The sequence below is a fragment of the Gordonia rubripertincta genome, from assembly GCF_038024875.1.
Classification (GTDB): Bacteria; Actinomycetota; Actinomycetes; order Mycobacteriales; family Mycobacteriaceae; genus Gordonia; species Gordonia rubripertincta.
In genome coordinates this window covers 140,693-154,398 of sequence record NZ_CP136136.1, presented here as the reverse complement: position 1 = coordinate 154,398, position 13,706 = coordinate 140,693, and the positions used below count along the sequence as shown (strand labels likewise).

Genomic DNA, 13,706 nt, shown 5'->3' with positions numbered 1-13,706 from the left:
CAGGACGGATTTGGCTCCCACCTGCGCGTTCCCCTACACTTGTGGGGTTGCCTGCGGCACTGCTGTGTCGCGAATCGGCTCACGAACCCACTGGGCGAAGTGTCCAGGTGTCACAGCCTGGTGCAAAACCCCAGGCAGGCGTGTGTTCGGTGGCAACGGACCGTGTGCGTCGGGTCGGAAATCCGGCGTACATAAGAAGCCAGGTCAAGGAGACTAACGAGTGATTCAGCAGGAATCTCGCCTGCGGGTCGCCGACAACACAGGTGCCAAGGAAATCTTGTGCATCCGCGTGCTCGGCGGTTCCTCGCGGCGCTACGCCGGCATTGGTGACGTGATCGTTGCCACTGTCAAGGACGCCATCCCCGGCGGCAACGTCAAGAAGGGTGAGGTCGTCAAGGCCGTCATCGTGCGCACCACCAAGGAGCGCCGTCGTCCGGATGGCAGCTACATCCGCTTCGACGAGAACGCCGCCGTCATCCTCAAGGGTGAGAGCGACCCCCGCGGTACCCGCATCTTCGGCCCGGTCGGCCGCGAGCTGCGTGAGAAGAAGTTCATGAAGATCGTGTCGCTGGCACCGGAGGTGATCTGAGCATGAAGGTTCACAAGGGTGACACCGTGATCGTCATCTCGGGCAAGGACAAGGGTGCGAAGGGCAAGGTCATCCAGGCCTTCCCGAAGACCCAGCGTGTCCTCGTCGAGGGCGTCAACCGAATCAAGAAGCACACCGCCGCGTCGGCCAACGAGCGCGGTGCCTCCTCCGGCGGCATCGTGACCCAGGAAGCCTCGATCCACGTCTCGAACGTGATGGTCGTCGATTCCGACGGCAACCCGACTCGCGTCGGCTACCGCGTCGACGAAGAGACCGGCAAGAAGGTCCGGATCTCGCGCAAGAGCGGGAAGGACATCTGAGATGACCACCACTGAGAAGATCCAGCCGCGCCTGAAGACTCGCTACCGCGAGGAGATCAAGAGCCAGCTGAACGAGCAGTTCGAGTACTCCAACGTGATGCTGATCCCCGGCGTCGTGAAGGTCGTCGTGAACATGGGCGTCGGCGACGCCGCCCGTGACGCGAAGCTGATCAACGGCGCTGTCGAGGATCTGGCCAAGATCACCGGTCAGCGTCCGGAGATCCGTCGCGCTCGCAAGTCCATCGCGCAGTTCAAGCTGCGTGAGGGCATGCCGATCGGTGCCCGCGCGACCCTGCGCGGCGACCGCATGTGGGAGTTCCTGGACCGTCTCGTGTCCATCGCACTCCCGCGTATCCGCGACTTCCGCGGTCTGTCGGACCAGCAGTTCGACGGCAACGGCAACTACACGTTCGGTCTGAACGAGCAGTCGATGTTCCACGAGATCAACATCGACAACATCGACCGCCCGCGGGGTATGGACATCACCGTCGTGACGTCTGCCCGCACGGACGAGGAAGGCCGCGCGCTGCTGCGTGCCCTGGGCTTCCCGTTCAAGGACAACAACGTTAAGGACAACTGACATGGCAAAGAAGGCTCTGGTCAACAAGGCCAACAAGAAGCCCAAGTTCGCCGTGCGGGGCTACACCCGATGCAACAAGTGCGGTCGTCCGCACTCGGTGTTCCGCAAGTTCGGCCTGTGCCGAATCTGCCTGCGCGAGATGGCGCACGCGGGCGAGCTCCCGGGCGTGCAGAAGTCCAGCTGGTGACCTTCACCCGAGGCTGACGCTTTGACGAAACGGCCCCACCTCTTCGGCGGATGCTAGCGATCCCCGCAACACCCTGGATTTCAGGGAGTTGCGGGGATCGTGCATTCTGCGGAGTTGAAGGACATGTTCTTTGCGGCGTTGGACCGTGTGGACGGGAACGTGTGCGAGGCTGCTCGCATCGTCGGGATGAGCCGGGACACTGCCTACGGGTGGGTACGCAAGGCAGGGATGCGTGGTCGCCGCACCGTGCATGGACTCGTTCGCGGTCACGTCCTAAAGAGTCCAAGCTCGCCCAGCCCGGCCCGCTGCGCGACTACGTCGCCGGCAAGTTGCAGGACCAGTGGTCCCCAGAGCAGATGTGCCACGCTCTCATGACCGAGTTCCCCGACGATCAGGGCATGCGAGTGAGCACCGAAACCATCTACCAGGCGATCTACGTCCAGGCCCGAGGAGGGCTGCGCCGCGAGGTCGCGATGGCGTTGCGGACCGGGCGGACCCGACGCAAACCCCATCGCAATACCGAACAGCGCACCAAGCGGTTCATTGACGGCATGGTGATGATCTCCGACCGTCCAGCCGAGGTCGAGGACCGGGCCGTGCCAGGACATTGGGAAGGCGATCTGATCGTCGGCACTCGCAGCGAGTCCGCGATCGTGACCCTGGTTGAACGTTCCACCCGCTACGTCATGCTCGGACACCTCCCGGGCGGGCACACCGCTGAGGAAGTCCGTGACGTGCTGGTACCGCTGATCGGATCACTACCCCAACACCTGCGTGGTTCGCTGACATGGGACCAGGGCTGCGAGATGGCAGCCCACAACCAGTTCACCGTAGCCACCGGAGTACCGGTCTACTTCTGCAACCCGCACTCACCCTGGCAACGCGGATCAAATGAGAACATCAATGGCCTGCTGCGCCAGTACTTTCCGAAGGGAACCGATTTGAGCGTCTACGGACCCCAGGACCTCGAACTCGTCGCCCAGAAACTTAACCGACGCCCACGCAAGACGCTCGACTGGAAAGCTCCAGCCGAGCGTCTGCGTGATCTACTGATAGCCGTCTAACCATCAGGTGTTGCGAGGACCCCTTGAATCCGCCCTTCGCGGAGGTGGGGCCGTTTTGCATCGGTGTCTGGCGGGTGGCTGGACCGACTTCCGTGCATCGATGAGAAGACGCCGGTGGTTGTTGCATTGCCGCCGGATAAAACGGTCAATTGTTTTGTCTAACAGAGGCACTCGCCGGGATCAGTGCCGTTGGCCAGGTTGCTGGAGCATCCGGCCACGGTCGGCGAAGCTGTTGCAGCGCAGCTTATTCGAGCGCCTCGAGGATCTTCGCTGGCACGATCGGGACGCTGACCGAGATCACCGTGGACGAACCCGATGCGTCGGACACCAGGACGGTGAAGTCGTGGGCGGTGGGCCCCGAGCGCGTCTGTCGTTGTGCCATCGTCGGCGTGAAAATGAAAGCGCCGCTTGCTGAATCGAGTGTCACCTGGGTGTCTGTGGTCAGATAACTCAGGGTGGAGGCGGTGTCATCCAGGTCGGTCACCGATCCCGAGATGACGCCGGTTTCCGGATTGATGTCCGAAATGGTCGGAGTGACGTCGAAAACCATGGCGGGTGTGGAACTCCGGGCGTGCCGTCCGCCGCCCGTGGTCATCTTGAGCGGGCGGATCGTGGTGGTACCGGCGTCGTGGGTGAGGAGGACGACGTCGCCGTCGAGCGTGATGGCGGGGCCGTGCGTCGAATGGCCGTGGAACCCGCCGGCCTCCACAGCAGAACCGTCGGTGTGGAAGACGGTCAGAATTGTTGTAGGCCAACGTGTTTCGGGACAGAATCGGGTCAATGGCAGGTAGGTCCGGCCGTCGTCCGTGATTGCCGGGGGGCCGGCCGGTTCTCCGACGACGGTCGCGGACACCACGGGCGCGGAGTCGGGCCGCAAGACGGCGAGGGAGACGACTGGGTCCCCACTCGCCGGGTCGGTGGTGAGCATCGGGAGATGGGCGGCGCCGTGCCGGTCGAAGTGAACCGAGATGGGAGATCCGTCGACGCGTGTGTCGCTTGTCGTGCCGTCACCGCAGATGACGGTCACGGTGGTGGCGTCCTCGCCGTCCGGCGTGAGGGTCGTCGTCGTGAGGAAGACGGTGCCGCTCTCGTCGGCCCGGACCCCGGCCGACCCGATGCCCGCGGCCATGACCCGCGACACGGCGTCCGGCGAGATCCCGACGACGGTGCTCTCCCCGGTGAGAGGGTTCGCCAGCGGGAGGTAAAGGTGGTCGTGGGGACCGGCGACGGCTGCGCAGTCGCTGACGCCGGACAGAGTTACCGACGATCTGCGCCCATCGGGGCGCACCACGGTGACGACGACCGAACCGGGTGACCGTGAGACCACGTAGACGGCGGTCTCGGTGGGCACCACAGAGGCCACCCGGCCGGGTATCCCGTCGACGGTGTCCAGCGAACCGTCGGGGTGACGGATCGCGAGCGTGGCGACCGGTGTGCCGGTGGGATCGCCGTGGTGCCGGGCGAAGTACAGCGAATCCTCGCGCCGTGCCCAGAGGTCGCCGCCCTCGCCGTCGAGCACCTGCCCGGCGGGTGCGAGTCCACCTGGCCCGGCCTCGAGAAGACGGGTTCCCTCGGCATCCGACGTCGCGACCAACACCTTTCCCGACGAGGTCAGGATGAGGCGACTGTGCGCGCCAGGGACACGGGGGAACGTCGAGGCGGTGCCGTCGTGGTCCAGGACGGTCAGGTACGTGTACGTCCGGCCGTCGTCGTCCGGCCAGGTGGTCAGCAGGTGGCCGATGCCCGCATCGTCGAATCGAAGGTGATCCGCGGGTAGTCCGAGAATCGGTCCCGTGGTCGACGCGGCGCCGGTCGGATCGATCCGGGTGATCCGTACCGATGTCCGGATGGTGTCGCCGGCGATCTCGGTGAGCTCGGTGAGCTGGTGGGCCCGACCGTCGGGGCCGAGGACGACGCCGCGGTCGGGCTCGGTGGGAGAACCGGCGATGGGTACCGATGCCACCGTCATGGTCTTCGGGCGGACCACGGAGACCTGGGTGCACCCGTCCTCGCGTTGGGGTGGTCACGAAGACCACGTCCTCGTGGCCGACGACGACCTCGTCGATCTGGGAGCCCGGCACGGTCACCTGTCCGAGCGAGTACGGGCTCGTGATGGGCAGTGCAACCGTGATCGGCGTCGTACCGCCGCGACCGTCGTCGGCGGTGATCGTCACCGAGTCGAACCGTGCCGATTCCGGTGCGCCCGGTGCGGTCGCGGTGATGCGCGCCTGCAGGGCGGGCTTGTAGGTGTAGGTGCCCGCGGGTGCGTCGTAGGTGAGCACGCCGCCGCTCGCGGTGCGGAAGGTCTGGTCACCGATGGGAGTGACGCCGTGCAGCGTCGTCGGGATGGGGTTCCCGTCCGCATCGGTGAATCTCAGCGAACCGTGCAGGACCCCGGCCGGGGCCGGGCCGGGTGCGGGAATCGGCTCGGTGAGTCCACTGTCCGGTACCGGGATGGTCGGTGTCGGACCGCTCGCAATGACCGTCACCGCCGCCGACATGCGCTTGCGGCTGAGGAGCGCGGATCCGAAGACGAGACCGCCGACGAGAGCGAATTGTGGGACGGGACCCGGGCTGTCCGGACCGTCGGCTGCCGTGAGGAACTGGTCCGGGTCGGTCGCCAGGCCGAATGTGTAAGGGGTGGCGGGGGTTTCGGCGGAGGCGACCGGGCCCTGGGTGCCGAAACGCCGGATCCACCACAGGAGTGTCCACGGCGCCGGGCTGGCCGCGCCGGTGCTCCCGCCGCCGAGGATGTTGATCCCCAGGAATGTGAGGATCCCGATGGCGCCGGTTCTGGCCGGCTGCGGGGCCACGGCGACTGGCGGGGTGGAGGTCTCGAGAAGGGGCGCCCAGGGCGGCGGACCGCCGGACGGCGACACGTCACGGTCGAACTTTGATCGGGTGACGTCATCGGCTCGAGCAGCGAGGGCGGTGTCCCCGGGCCGTCGGCCGTCGGCGGCGGGTGGTGACGTGGTGTCGGCACCGTCACCGGCGCGGTCGGGCGCGTCGGGTTCGGCCGGGCCCGGCTTCTCGTGGACGTCGACATCGAGGGAGGCGTGGTTCGGGGTGGAGTCAGAAGAGGATTCCGGGTCGGGCTCGGTCTCCTCGGCGGCAGGCGGCACGGCCGGCTCGCCCGCGGACGATCCCTCGCTCTGGGCAGGCGGATCGGTGAACTGCGGGAGGGTGTCGTTCTCTGCGACGGGACCCGAGGGTTCGATCGTGGTGTCTCCGGGGTCGGAATCCGGTGTCGTCCCGGTATCGCTTCCGGATGCGGGCCCACTCTCGGCGGAGTCGCCATCCCCGGAATCACCATCGCCGGACCTGGTGCTGCCCGACCCCGAGTCGCTGCCGCCCGACCCGCCACCGCTGCCGCCGGAGCCGCTACCGCTTCCGCTGGAATCGCTGCCGCCGGAGTCCCCACCGCCCGAGCCGCTGCCGCTGCCGCCGGAGTCGCCCCCACTGGAGTCACCACCGCCCGAGTCGCCGCCGGAACCCGGGGCGTCGACGCTGTGTGATCCGACGCCGAAGGGGCTCGGTTCGGCTGTCGCGGGGGCTTGGCCTCCCCAGTAGAGAGCCAGTCCCACAGCAGCTGCAACCGCGAGCGCCCGGACTCGGCGGGGTCGCGCAGTGGTCATGGTCATCTTCGGAAGACCTTCGATACGAAGCAGCACGTTCGCCGTGTACGACGACGGGTCAGGATGTCACCGCCGCGAACACAGTCGATGTCTCTGACGGTAGCCGCTGGTGGTCGCGATCACTAACACTTCGTCGAGGGGTTCATCCGGCCGGATTCCAACGGGTGATCGACGTCCGCACGGACCGCCGAGGGCCCCTGAACGGGTGACATCCGGGTTGCGCTGTTGTGCAGCACTTTCGAAGCGGATCCGGACCCCGGTTCGGATCCCCGGCGGCCCGATGATCCGTTGCCCGGTTTGACCTCGCTCACCCGTGCGAGGTGAAAACCGTCCGACCGGACGACAGTCGTTTCGGGCCCTTGTGGCGGGCGTGCAACGCGTTCAGCGTCGTGCCGCCCATTCGTCGATTAGGCGCGGCAGCTTTCGGGCGCCGGCCGTGAGCGACCGCTGGAAGGCGCGGATGGCCAAGGCGTCGGCGACCTTGCCGATCGCCCCGCCCCCGACGCCGTCGTTGTGGACGCGGTAGGTGAGTCGTACCCCGTCGCGGGCGTCGTCGAAGGTGGCGGAGATGGTGAACCCGAACGGGGACTCTATGGAGGTGAACTCGGTCCCCTTCACGGGGTCGACGCGGGTGAACTCGCCGACCCAGTCGACCGTGCGTCCCAGAGCCTTCATCTGACCCTTCCACGTGGTGCCGACGCGAGTGGGTCCCTCCGACACCGGCGCGATGCCGACGACACCCGGCGTGAGCGCCGCGACGTGCTCCGGGACCAGGCAGTACTCCCAGACCGTTTCGGGCGGCTGGTTGATCACGACGGAGGTGGAGGCTTCGGGCATCGTCGAACTCCTGCGGTGGTGGCGGTGTGCGGCATCGACGTTACCCACGCCCCGGGATTCCGACGCGAAAGAGCGGATATGGTGCGCATTTCGCCACGGGAGGGGGTGTTAGGCTCTCACGCCGGGGCGGCTGATCAGTGCGATGGGACGACCCGTTTCCCTGCCTACTGCCGACGCATGACCGCAGGGAAGGCGGAGATTTTCGATGGCCAAAGTGATCGCGACGATCAGCTTGAAGGGCGGGGTCGGCAAGACCACGGTGACCGCGGGGCTGGCCGAATATATGTCGGCGGAGTTCGGTCAGCGGGTGCTGCTCATCGACCTCGACTCGCAGATCAATCTGACCACAATGATGATCAGCGAGGAGCGCTGGCTCGAACTGAACACCAACGGCCGAACGCTCGCCACACTGTTCTCCGACGCGGTCAGGGGCACCCGGTACTTCCGGCTCGACGAGGCCATCGAGCGGGGCGTCTCTCCGGTGAAGAAGGTGAACTCGGTGGACCTCCTCGCATCGTCGCTGGATCTCATCGAGGTCCAGGAGGATCTGAGTGCGCTGCGCGTCGAGGGGCGGGTGCCAGACGGTGGCACCGGCTTTCTCCGCGAGGCGATCGAACCGGTCCTCGACTTCTATGACTACGTGCTGATCGACTGTCCGCCCAACATCGGGCCCATCACCCTGAACGGTCTGGCCGCCGCGGACGCCTACATCATCCCCACCATCCCGGATGTGCTGTCCACGTATGGAATTCCGCAGATCCAGACCCGGGTGCGGAAGATCGGCCACGAGATCGGCCGGACCATCGTCGAGCTCGGGGTGGTGATCACGAAGTACAAGGCGAACTCGGCCGTCCACCGCTCGACGGCGATGCGCCTACGCCGCGACCCCACCATCCAACACGTGCTGCCCAGTTACATCAACGAGGCCAATTCCGTTGCCGCAGCAGCGGAGTTCACGTCGTATGGGACCCTTCGGGTCAAGTACGGCAATCAAGGTCAGTTCGACCAGTTCCGTGGCCTGACCATGGACGTGATGACCGAGGCGCAGGAGAAGATCCGATGAATTCCGACGAGACCCGCCGGCGTATGGAGTACCAGGCTGTCGGCGGTGCGCTCGCGCAATTGGACGCGAAGGACCCGCAGGCCGCACAGCTGATCGCGGGACTGGTCACCGTGATCATCGGCGAGGCCGAGCGGTCCTCCCGATTCGCTTCCGCGCTCACCGGGGTCGTCGACGCGCTGCGTCCGGCCGACGTTGCTCTCGATGGCGCTCCCGTGACGGCGCCGCGGAAGCGGGTGACACGGCAACCGGGCGCGTTCGATCCGTTCGTCGTCTACCGCCAAGGCGGTAGGCAGGAACTGTCAGCGCGACTCGGCGAGCTGACGCTCGACCAGCTCCGGGACATCATCGCCGAACAGGAACTCGACACCCGCAAGGAGACGAGCCGGAAGCGGAAGCCCGAGGTGCTCGCCGCGTGGATTGTCGAGCGCGTCGAGGCGTCCGAGAACAAGGGGAGCGTCTTCCGGTAGCCGGCGTACGCCGGTAAGCGATCGCCGGGCTCAGCGGCCCAGGATGCCGCCCAGTACCCCGCCGGCGCCCGAGCCGGCGGCCCCACCACCGCCGGTGCCTCCGATGAACCCGCCCGGTGGCAGCTCCGACGGCTGCACGACGACGAAGCCCTGACCGGAGAAGGCGAGGGTGAAGCGTTCGCCGGTGCTGCGGCCCATCAGGGTGCCGAGGTTGAACGAATCGTTGGACTTCACCGAGGTGCGCAGGCTCGACGACCAGGCGACCGCGGCCTGCGGGTCGGCGTAGGTCGCGGCGTCGACGTTGAGGACCACCGGTGTGCCGTCGGTGGTGATGGCGATACGTCCGCGGCCGGTGAACACGCAGTTGTACAGGCCCGCGTTGCTCATCGCGCCCGCGCCCTGGACGCGTTGGATGTCGTAGCGAAGGGTCGAGTCGAAGGCGAGGACATTGGCGCCGTTGATGGTCAGGCCGTCGGTGCCGTCGAGGTCGATCAGATGAACGTCGGACGCGGCGTTGGCGAGGAACAGGTCGCCGCGACCGGTGACCTTCATCAGGGGGACACCCTCGCCGGTCATCGCCTGACGCATCATCCGGCCCAGACCGCCGGACCCGAGTGCTTCGAAGTGGAGATCACCCTGGTAGGCGACCATCGAACCGGTGCGGGCCATGACCTCACCCGAGAGTCCGACGCGGCACATCTTGCTGCCCTGCTTCTGGATTCCCTGGCCGCTGACCTCGGCATGGGACGGGGCGAACAGATCGCTGTGCATGGGGACTCCCAAGGGTTGGGTCGTGACCGGAGGGTGGGGCGGGGTGGCCGGCGGCGGTGCGGCCGGAGGCGGCGATTGTGGTTGTGGGACCGGCTGATTCGTCGGCGGCCACGGCTGCGGATCGGTTACCCGCGGTGGCTGACCGGGAGGCGGCGGCGGTGCCGGATCGTCCTCGACGTCGATGCCGAACGCGGACACCAGACCGGCGAGCCCTGCGTCGTAACCCTGGCCGACGGCACGAACTTTCCAGGTGTCGTTGCGGCGGTAGATCTCGAGGCAGACCACGGCGGCCTCGCTGGTGAGACCCGTCGGCGTGAAGCCGAGTTCCTCGCCGCCGCCGCTCAGGGTCGCGGTCAGTGCGCCGGCGGTCGCAAAGGTGGACGGGCCGGTGCCGTCCAGGCTCGCGGCGACGACCACCGTCGTGATGTCACGGGGGAGCTCGGCGGTGTCGACCGTGACGATGTCGACCGCTCCCGACGAGCGATAACCGACCCCCGGGCCGGTGGGCTGGTTGTAGAAGATCAAGTCGGCGTCGGAGCGGACGCGACCGGCGTCGGTGAGCAGGATCGCCGAGGTGTTGACCGGCGATGCGGAACGTACCGACACCGTCACGGCCGACGACGGCAACGGGCGGTTCTCTCCGGCGGACAGCGTGAGCACGTTGTCCATTGTGCCAAGGCGGGTGCACGAGGAGATCGCTCTGTCGACCGACCGGCGCGTCACCGGCTGAGACCGCCTCTTCGACGGCCATATGCAGGGTGCTTCTCGGAGGCGTTTCTCAGCGCATGGGCACTCTCCGGCCATGAAAAAACAGTGGCGCCCCCGGCGGTTCCGCGCAACCATGTTCGGCAACATGTTCGTCACGGACCGACCGGGACGATTTCAACGGTGCCGCAACGTGGTTCGCGTCTGCGGAGCGAGGTGAGGGGGTCGTCATGGCCGCAGTACCACTGGCAACCGTGTGCGGTCTCGTCCTGCTCGCGATCATCGTCTGCACAGTTCTCGCCGTCGCCGGTGACGGCCGCCGGCGGGTGAAGTACCGGGAGGCGTACGACACCCGACGGCCGACCCTCTGAGATCAGACGTCTGTCCCATTCATCAAGGCGGGCAACGGATATCCGGCACGAGTCAGTGTCCCGAGATCCGGCGACCCCGACGGGGGCGGGTGCGGTCGGGACCGGACTCGACCGTGACGACGTGTGCGGCTTGTCGTGCGTGGACCGAGAGATCCGGGATGCCCTTCACCGGCTGATGCATCGGCAGCAGGACGTATCCCTCCTCCCAGGGGAACCGGCCGTATTCGTCCGGCCAGACCACCTGCAGCGTCGGGGAATCGGGGAACAGCAGGTTGGCGAGGATGAGTTCGTCCTTGTCGACCTGTTCGATCAGCCGCACCGAGACCGCGACCGTCTGCAGACGGATGTCGGTCTGAGTCGCGACCAGGTCGCGCCAGTCCTCGCGGTGCAGCAGGTCGCCGAGTTCGTTCAGGACGTGATGGGCGGTGAGCGGGTCGACGCCGTAGACGGCGAGCTCGGGGATCGAATGCAACGAGAGCCCGGCGGTGTAGGAGAACCCGCAGTCGGCCTCGCGGCTGTTGGCCTCGGGGGATCCTTCGCCGACGGAGGTCACCTGCCAACCGCACCGGCGGATGGTGTCGATGGTCGAGCGGATGACGGGGTTGGGATGCCACCGGGGCAGACCTCGGATCGCGGCAGCGTGGTCTGACATGGATCGCTCCTTTGTTCGAAGGGTGACGCCATGACACCACGGGGGTCCGACAAGTTCCGTGCGGAGATCTCGCGTGGTCGGGGATGCCGAACCGGGCCTGTCGAAGCGTCGCCGTCCGTTAGCGTGCCCGCATGACGAAGGTGATGGTGGCGCTGCGTGGACTCGGGCCCGGTGTCGAACAGTTGGGTATCGAACTGCTCGGGGCGGGTTTCCGCCTGGCCTGCGAACGGTCGGGTGCACGTCGCGTGCAGGTGAACATCTCCGACGACGCGGTCGACGGCGCGATGAGGATCTCCGAACTCGACCCGCCGATCACGGCCGTCGTCAGCCTCTGGGGGGCCGACCTGGACACCGTGCTGGCGGCTCTAGGCGACACCGCCGGCGTCGTGGGTGCCTGGCGGGTGACCGAACGCGCACCGCTCGACCCGGACCTGCCCGCCGACGGCTCCCGTGTCGACGCCCTCTCGAATGTGGCCTTCCTGCGCCGTCCGGCAGAACTCGACCCGCAGGAGTGGCGTCGGATCTGGCTCGACGAGCACACGACCGTCGCCATCGAGACCCAGGCGACGTTCGGCTACTACCAGAACGTCGTCGAGGAGACGCTCACGCCGGAGACGCCGCAGGTGGACGGCATCGTCGAAGAACTGTTCCCGATGGCCGCGGTCAGCGACTTCCACGCATTCTACGGGAGCGGAGGAGACCAGGCGGAGCTCGAACACCGCATGACCCGGATGCTCACCAGTGTCGGCAGATTCGGCGCCGACCGACACCTCGACGTGGTGCCGACGTCGCGCCACGACCTCGTGCTCGAGGTGCCCGCCCGGTAGCGTCGCACGAGGGGTCGCCGGACGCGATTTGGGTCTGGCCAGCAGATTCCCTACACTAGACCGGTTGCCTGTGCACCTCAGGTGCCCGGGACTCAACTGAATAGTCTCCGGTGCCGGCGAAAAGCCAAGGGCACCGGCGGCGAGAACCTTCAGAAAACTATCCACTTCGTGGAAGGCCCACCGCAGGTCAGAGGTATTTCCTCTCATCGGCGCTGTATGGGAACCGCCACGAGAAAGGTTGACGGTCAACCATGACCATGACTGACCCGATCGCAGACTTCTTGACGCGTCTGCGCAACGCCAATTCGGCGTACCACGACGAGGTGAAACTCCCGTCGTCGAAGATCAAGGTGAACATCGCCGAGATCCTCAAGCGTGAGGGCTACATCACCGACTACCGCATCGAGGATGCGGAGGTCGGCAAGAGCCTGATCGTCTCCCTGAAGTACGGCCCCAGCCGTGAGCGCTCCATCGCTGGTCTGCGCCGCGTCTCGAAGCCGGGTCTCCGGGTTTATGCAAAGTCCACCAACCTGCCCAAGGTGCTGGGCGGCCTCGGCGTGGCCATCATCTCCACGTCGTCGGGTCTGCTCACCGACCGCCAGGCAGCCAACCAGGGCGTGGGCGGCGAAGTCCTCGCCTACGTCTGGTAGGGGAGGGAACGACATGTCGCGTATCGGAAAGAACCCCATCGAGATCCCCGCGGGCGTCGACGTCACCGTCGACGGCCAGCGCGTCTCCGTGAAGGGCCCGAAGGGTGAGCTCTCGCTCACCGTCTCCGAGCCCATCACGGTCGCCAAGGAAGACAACACCATCGTTGTCACCCGCCCCAACGACGAGCGTCGCAGCCGCGCGCTGCACGGCCTGAGCCGTTCGCTGATCAACAACCTGGTCATCGGCGTCACGCAGGGCTACACCACGAAGATGGAGATCTTCGGTGTCGGCTACCGCGTCCAGGCGAAGGGCAACGACCTCGAGTTCGCCCTCGGTTACAGCCATCCCGTGCCGATCGAGGCCCCCGAAGGAATCACCTTCGCCGTGGAGTCCCCGACCAAGTTCTCGGTCTCGGGTATCGACAAGCAGAAAGTCGGCCAGATCTCGGCGAACATCCGCCGCCTCCGTCGTCCGGACCCGTACAAGGGCAAGGGCATTCGCTACGAGGGTGAGCAGATCCGTCGCAAGGTCGGAAAGACGGGTAAGTAAGCCATGAGTGACACAGCTACCAAGACCAGCCGCAAGCCCCTCGGCAAGGACGTGTCGACGCGTCGTCGCAAGGCGACCGTCAACCGGCACTTCCGTCTCCGCAAGAAGGTCAGCGGAACCCCGGCTCGTCCGCGTCTCGCGGTCAAGCGCAGCTCGCGCCACATCCACGTGCAGCTCATCGACGACCTGGCCGGCAAGACGCTGGCCGCCGCGTCGTCGATCGAGGCCGACGTGCGTGCGGCAGGCGGCGACAAGTCGGCTCAGGCCCGCAAGGTCGGAGAGCTCATCGCCGCCCGTGCCAAGGCTGCCGGCGTCGACGCCGTCGTCTTCGACCGTGGTGGCAAGGACTACCACGGCCGTATCGCCGCGCTCGCCGATGCCGCCCGTGAGGGAGGCCTGAGCTTCTGATGACCATCTTCACCAGCTACACCCACATGA

At 66.7% G+C, this 13,706-nt stretch carries 17 protein-coding genes and 1 pseudogene; 14 read left to right on the top strand and 4 right to left on the bottom strand.

The features are described 5' to 3' along the window. Positions 1–220: 220 nt before the first annotated feature. The 5 genes and pseudogenes from rplN to RVF83_RS00740 all read left to right on the top strand — a co-directional run. Positions 221–589, top strand: a complete 369-nt coding sequence (gene rplN / locus RVF83_RS00760) for a 50S ribosomal protein L14 (protein ID WP_005197644.1) — start codon at positions 221–223, stop codon at positions 587–589. A gap of 2 nt (positions 590–591) precedes the next feature. Further along, a complete protein-coding gene (gene rplX / locus RVF83_RS00755) occupies positions 592–909 on the top strand; it encodes a 50S ribosomal protein L24 (protein WP_005197643.1) in 318 nt (105 codons plus the stop codon). A 1-nt stretch (position 910) separates the two neighbouring features. Continuing rightward, on the top strand, positions 911–1,489 hold the full coding sequence (rplE, locus tag RVF83_RS00750; protein WP_005197642.1) for a 50S ribosomal protein L5: 579 nt from the start codon (positions 911–913) through the stop codon (positions 1,487–1,489). A 1-nt stretch (position 1,490) separates the two neighbouring features. Next, positions 1,491–1,676, top strand: coding sequence for a type Z 30S ribosomal protein S14 (locus tag RVF83_RS00745; protein ID WP_005197641.1), 186 nt, complete (start codon positions 1,491–1,493; stop codon positions 1,674–1,676). A gap of 242 nt (positions 1,677–1,918) precedes the next feature. Continuing rightward, positions 1,919–2,740: pseudogene (locus tag RVF83_RS00740) on the top strand (IS30 family transposase); the annotation flags it as partial. Positions 2,741–2,984: 244 nt separating this feature from the next. Here the strand turns inward: RVF83_RS00740 and RVF83_RS00735 are convergent. Then, on the bottom strand, positions 2,985–4,727 hold the full coding sequence (locus tag RVF83_RS00735; protein ID WP_341261980.1) for a hypothetical protein: 1,743 nt from the start codon (positions 4,725–4,727) through the stop codon (positions 2,985–2,987). Between the two features lie 32 nt (positions 4,728–4,759). On the opposite strand from RVF83_RS00735, the gene RVF83_RS00730 reads away from it, so the two are divergent. Both RVF83_RS00730 and RVF83_RS00725 read left to right on the top strand, forming a co-directional pair. After that, positions 4,760–4,987 carry a hypothetical protein gene (locus RVF83_RS00730; protein ID WP_341261979.1) on the top strand — a complete coding sequence of 76 codons (228 nt, stop codon included), beginning with the start codon at positions 4,760–4,762 and terminating at the stop codon, positions 4,985–4,987. A gap of 726 nt (positions 4,988–5,713) precedes the next feature. Continuing rightward, positions 5,714–6,310 (top strand): hypothetical protein, encoded by a 597-nt coding sequence (locus RVF83_RS00725; RefSeq protein ID WP_341261978.1) that lies wholly within the window; start codon positions 5,714–5,716, stop codon positions 6,308–6,310. A 446-nt stretch (positions 6,311–6,756) separates the two neighbouring features. On the opposite strand, the gene RVF83_RS00720 is transcribed toward RVF83_RS00725, so the two are convergent. Then, on the bottom strand, positions 6,757–7,212 hold the full coding sequence (locus RVF83_RS00720; RefSeq protein ID WP_005197638.1) for an SRPBCC family protein: 456 nt from the start codon (positions 7,210–7,212) through the stop codon (positions 6,757–6,759). 205 nt (positions 7,213–7,417) lie between these two features. Between RVF83_RS00720 and RVF83_RS00715 the strand changes: the two genes are divergently transcribed. Together RVF83_RS00715 and RVF83_RS00710 are read left to right on the top strand one after the other, a co-directional pair. Beyond that, entirely contained in the window at positions 7,418–8,275 is an 858-nt protein-coding gene (locus RVF83_RS00715) for a ParA family protein (protein ID WP_005197635.1), read from the top strand. Next, complete coding sequence (locus RVF83_RS00710) at positions 8,272–8,742, top strand: hypothetical protein (RefSeq protein WP_005197634.1); 471 nt, start codon at positions 8,272–8,274, stop codon at positions 8,740–8,742. Before RVF83_RS00715 ends, RVF83_RS00710 begins: the two co-directional genes overlap by 4 nt. Before the next feature lie 30 nt (positions 8,743–8,772). On the opposite strand, the gene RVF83_RS00705 is transcribed toward RVF83_RS00710, so the two are convergent. After that, positions 8,773–10,182: an AIM24 family protein gene (locus tag RVF83_RS00705; RefSeq protein WP_005197632.1), complete on the bottom strand. Its 1,410-nt coding sequence runs from the start codon at positions 10,180–10,182 to the stop codon at positions 8,773–8,775. Positions 10,183–10,448: 266 nt separating this feature from the next. Here RVF83_RS00705 and RVF83_RS00700 point away from each other — a divergent pair, with 266 nt between their 5' ends. After that, positions 10,449–10,589: a hypothetical protein gene (locus RVF83_RS00700; RefSeq protein WP_157226834.1), complete on the top strand. Its 141-nt coding sequence runs from the start codon at positions 10,449–10,451 to the stop codon at positions 10,587–10,589. Between the two features lie 52 nt (positions 10,590–10,641). Here the strand turns inward: RVF83_RS00700 and RVF83_RS00695 are convergent, their stop codons facing one another. Continuing rightward, on the bottom strand, positions 10,642–11,241 hold the full coding sequence (locus RVF83_RS00695; protein WP_005197630.1) for a DUF4262 domain-containing protein: 600 nt from the start codon (positions 11,239–11,241) through the stop codon (positions 10,642–10,644). A gap of 131 nt (positions 11,242–11,372) precedes the next feature. On the opposite strand from RVF83_RS00695, the gene RVF83_RS00690 reads away from it, so the two are divergent. From RVF83_RS00690 to rplR, 4 genes are all read left to right on the top strand, one after another. Further along, entirely contained in the window at positions 11,373–12,068 is a 696-nt protein-coding gene (locus tag RVF83_RS00690; protein WP_005197629.1) for an EthD domain-containing protein, read from the top strand. Between the two features lie 251 nt (positions 12,069–12,319). Beyond that, positions 12,320–12,718 carry a 30S ribosomal protein S8 gene (gene rpsH, locus RVF83_RS00685; protein ID WP_005197628.1) on the top strand — a complete coding sequence of 133 codons (399 nt, stop codon included), beginning with the start codon at positions 12,320–12,322 and terminating at the stop codon, positions 12,716–12,718. Positions 12,719–12,731: 13 nt separating this feature from the next. After that, positions 12,732–13,268 carry a 50S ribosomal protein L6 gene (rplF, locus tag RVF83_RS00680; RefSeq protein WP_005197626.1) on the top strand — a complete coding sequence of 179 codons (537 nt, stop codon included), beginning with the start codon at positions 12,732–12,734 and terminating at the stop codon, positions 13,266–13,268. A 3-nt stretch (positions 13,269–13,271) separates the two neighbouring features. Continuing rightward, positions 13,272–13,676, top strand: coding sequence for a 50S ribosomal protein L18 (gene rplR, locus RVF83_RS00675; protein ID WP_005197625.1), 405 nt, complete (start codon positions 13,272–13,274; stop codon positions 13,674–13,676). The last annotated feature ends 30 nt before the right edge of the window (positions 13,677–13,706 follow it).

Excerpts from the sequence above, each read along its gene's own strand:
- rplX (WP_005197643.1), top strand. The coding sequence starts at position 592 with ATGAAGGTTCACAAGGGTGACACCGTGATCGTCATCTCGGGCAAGGAC.
- rplE (WP_005197642.1), top strand. The coding sequence starts at position 911 with ATGACCACCACTGAGAAGATCCAGCCGCGCCTGAAGACTCGCTACCGC.
- RVF83_RS00745 (WP_005197641.1), top strand. The coding sequence starts at position 1,491 with ATGGCAAAGAAGGCTCTGGTCAACAAGGCCAACAAGAAGCCCAAGTTC.
- RVF83_RS00720 (WP_005197638.1), bottom strand. The coding sequence starts at position 7,212 with ATGCCCGAAGCCTCCACCTCCGTCGTGATCAACCAGCCGCCCGAAACG.
- RVF83_RS00715 (WP_005197635.1), top strand. The coding sequence starts at position 7,418 with ATGGCCAAAGTGATCGCGACGATCAGCTTGAAGGGCGGGGTCGGCAAG.
- RVF83_RS00710 (WP_005197634.1), top strand. The coding sequence starts at position 8,272 with ATGAATTCCGACGAGACCCGCCGGCGTATGGAGTACCAGGCTGTCGGC.
- RVF83_RS00705 (WP_005197632.1), bottom strand. The coding sequence starts at position 10,182 with ATGGACAACGTGCTCACGCTGTCCGCCGGAGAGAACCGCCCGTTGCCG.
- RVF83_RS00700 (WP_157226834.1), top strand. The coding sequence starts at position 10,449 with ATGGCCGCAGTACCACTGGCAACCGTGTGCGGTCTCGTCCTGCTCGCG.
- RVF83_RS00695 (WP_005197630.1), bottom strand. The coding sequence starts at position 11,241 with ATGTCAGACCACGCTGCCGCGATCCGAGGTCTGCCCCGGTGGCATCCC.
- RVF83_RS00690 (WP_005197629.1), top strand. The coding sequence starts at position 11,373 with ATGACGAAGGTGATGGTGGCGCTGCGTGGACTCGGGCCCGGTGTCGAA.
- rpsH (WP_005197628.1), top strand. The coding sequence starts at position 12,320 with ATGACCATGACTGACCCGATCGCAGACTTCTTGACGCGTCTGCGCAAC.
- rplF (WP_005197626.1), top strand. The coding sequence starts at position 12,732 with ATGTCGCGTATCGGAAAGAACCCCATCGAGATCCCCGCGGGCGTCGAC.
- rplR (WP_005197625.1), top strand. The coding sequence starts at position 13,272 with ATGAGTGACACAGCTACCAAGACCAGCCGCAAGCCCCTCGGCAAGGAC.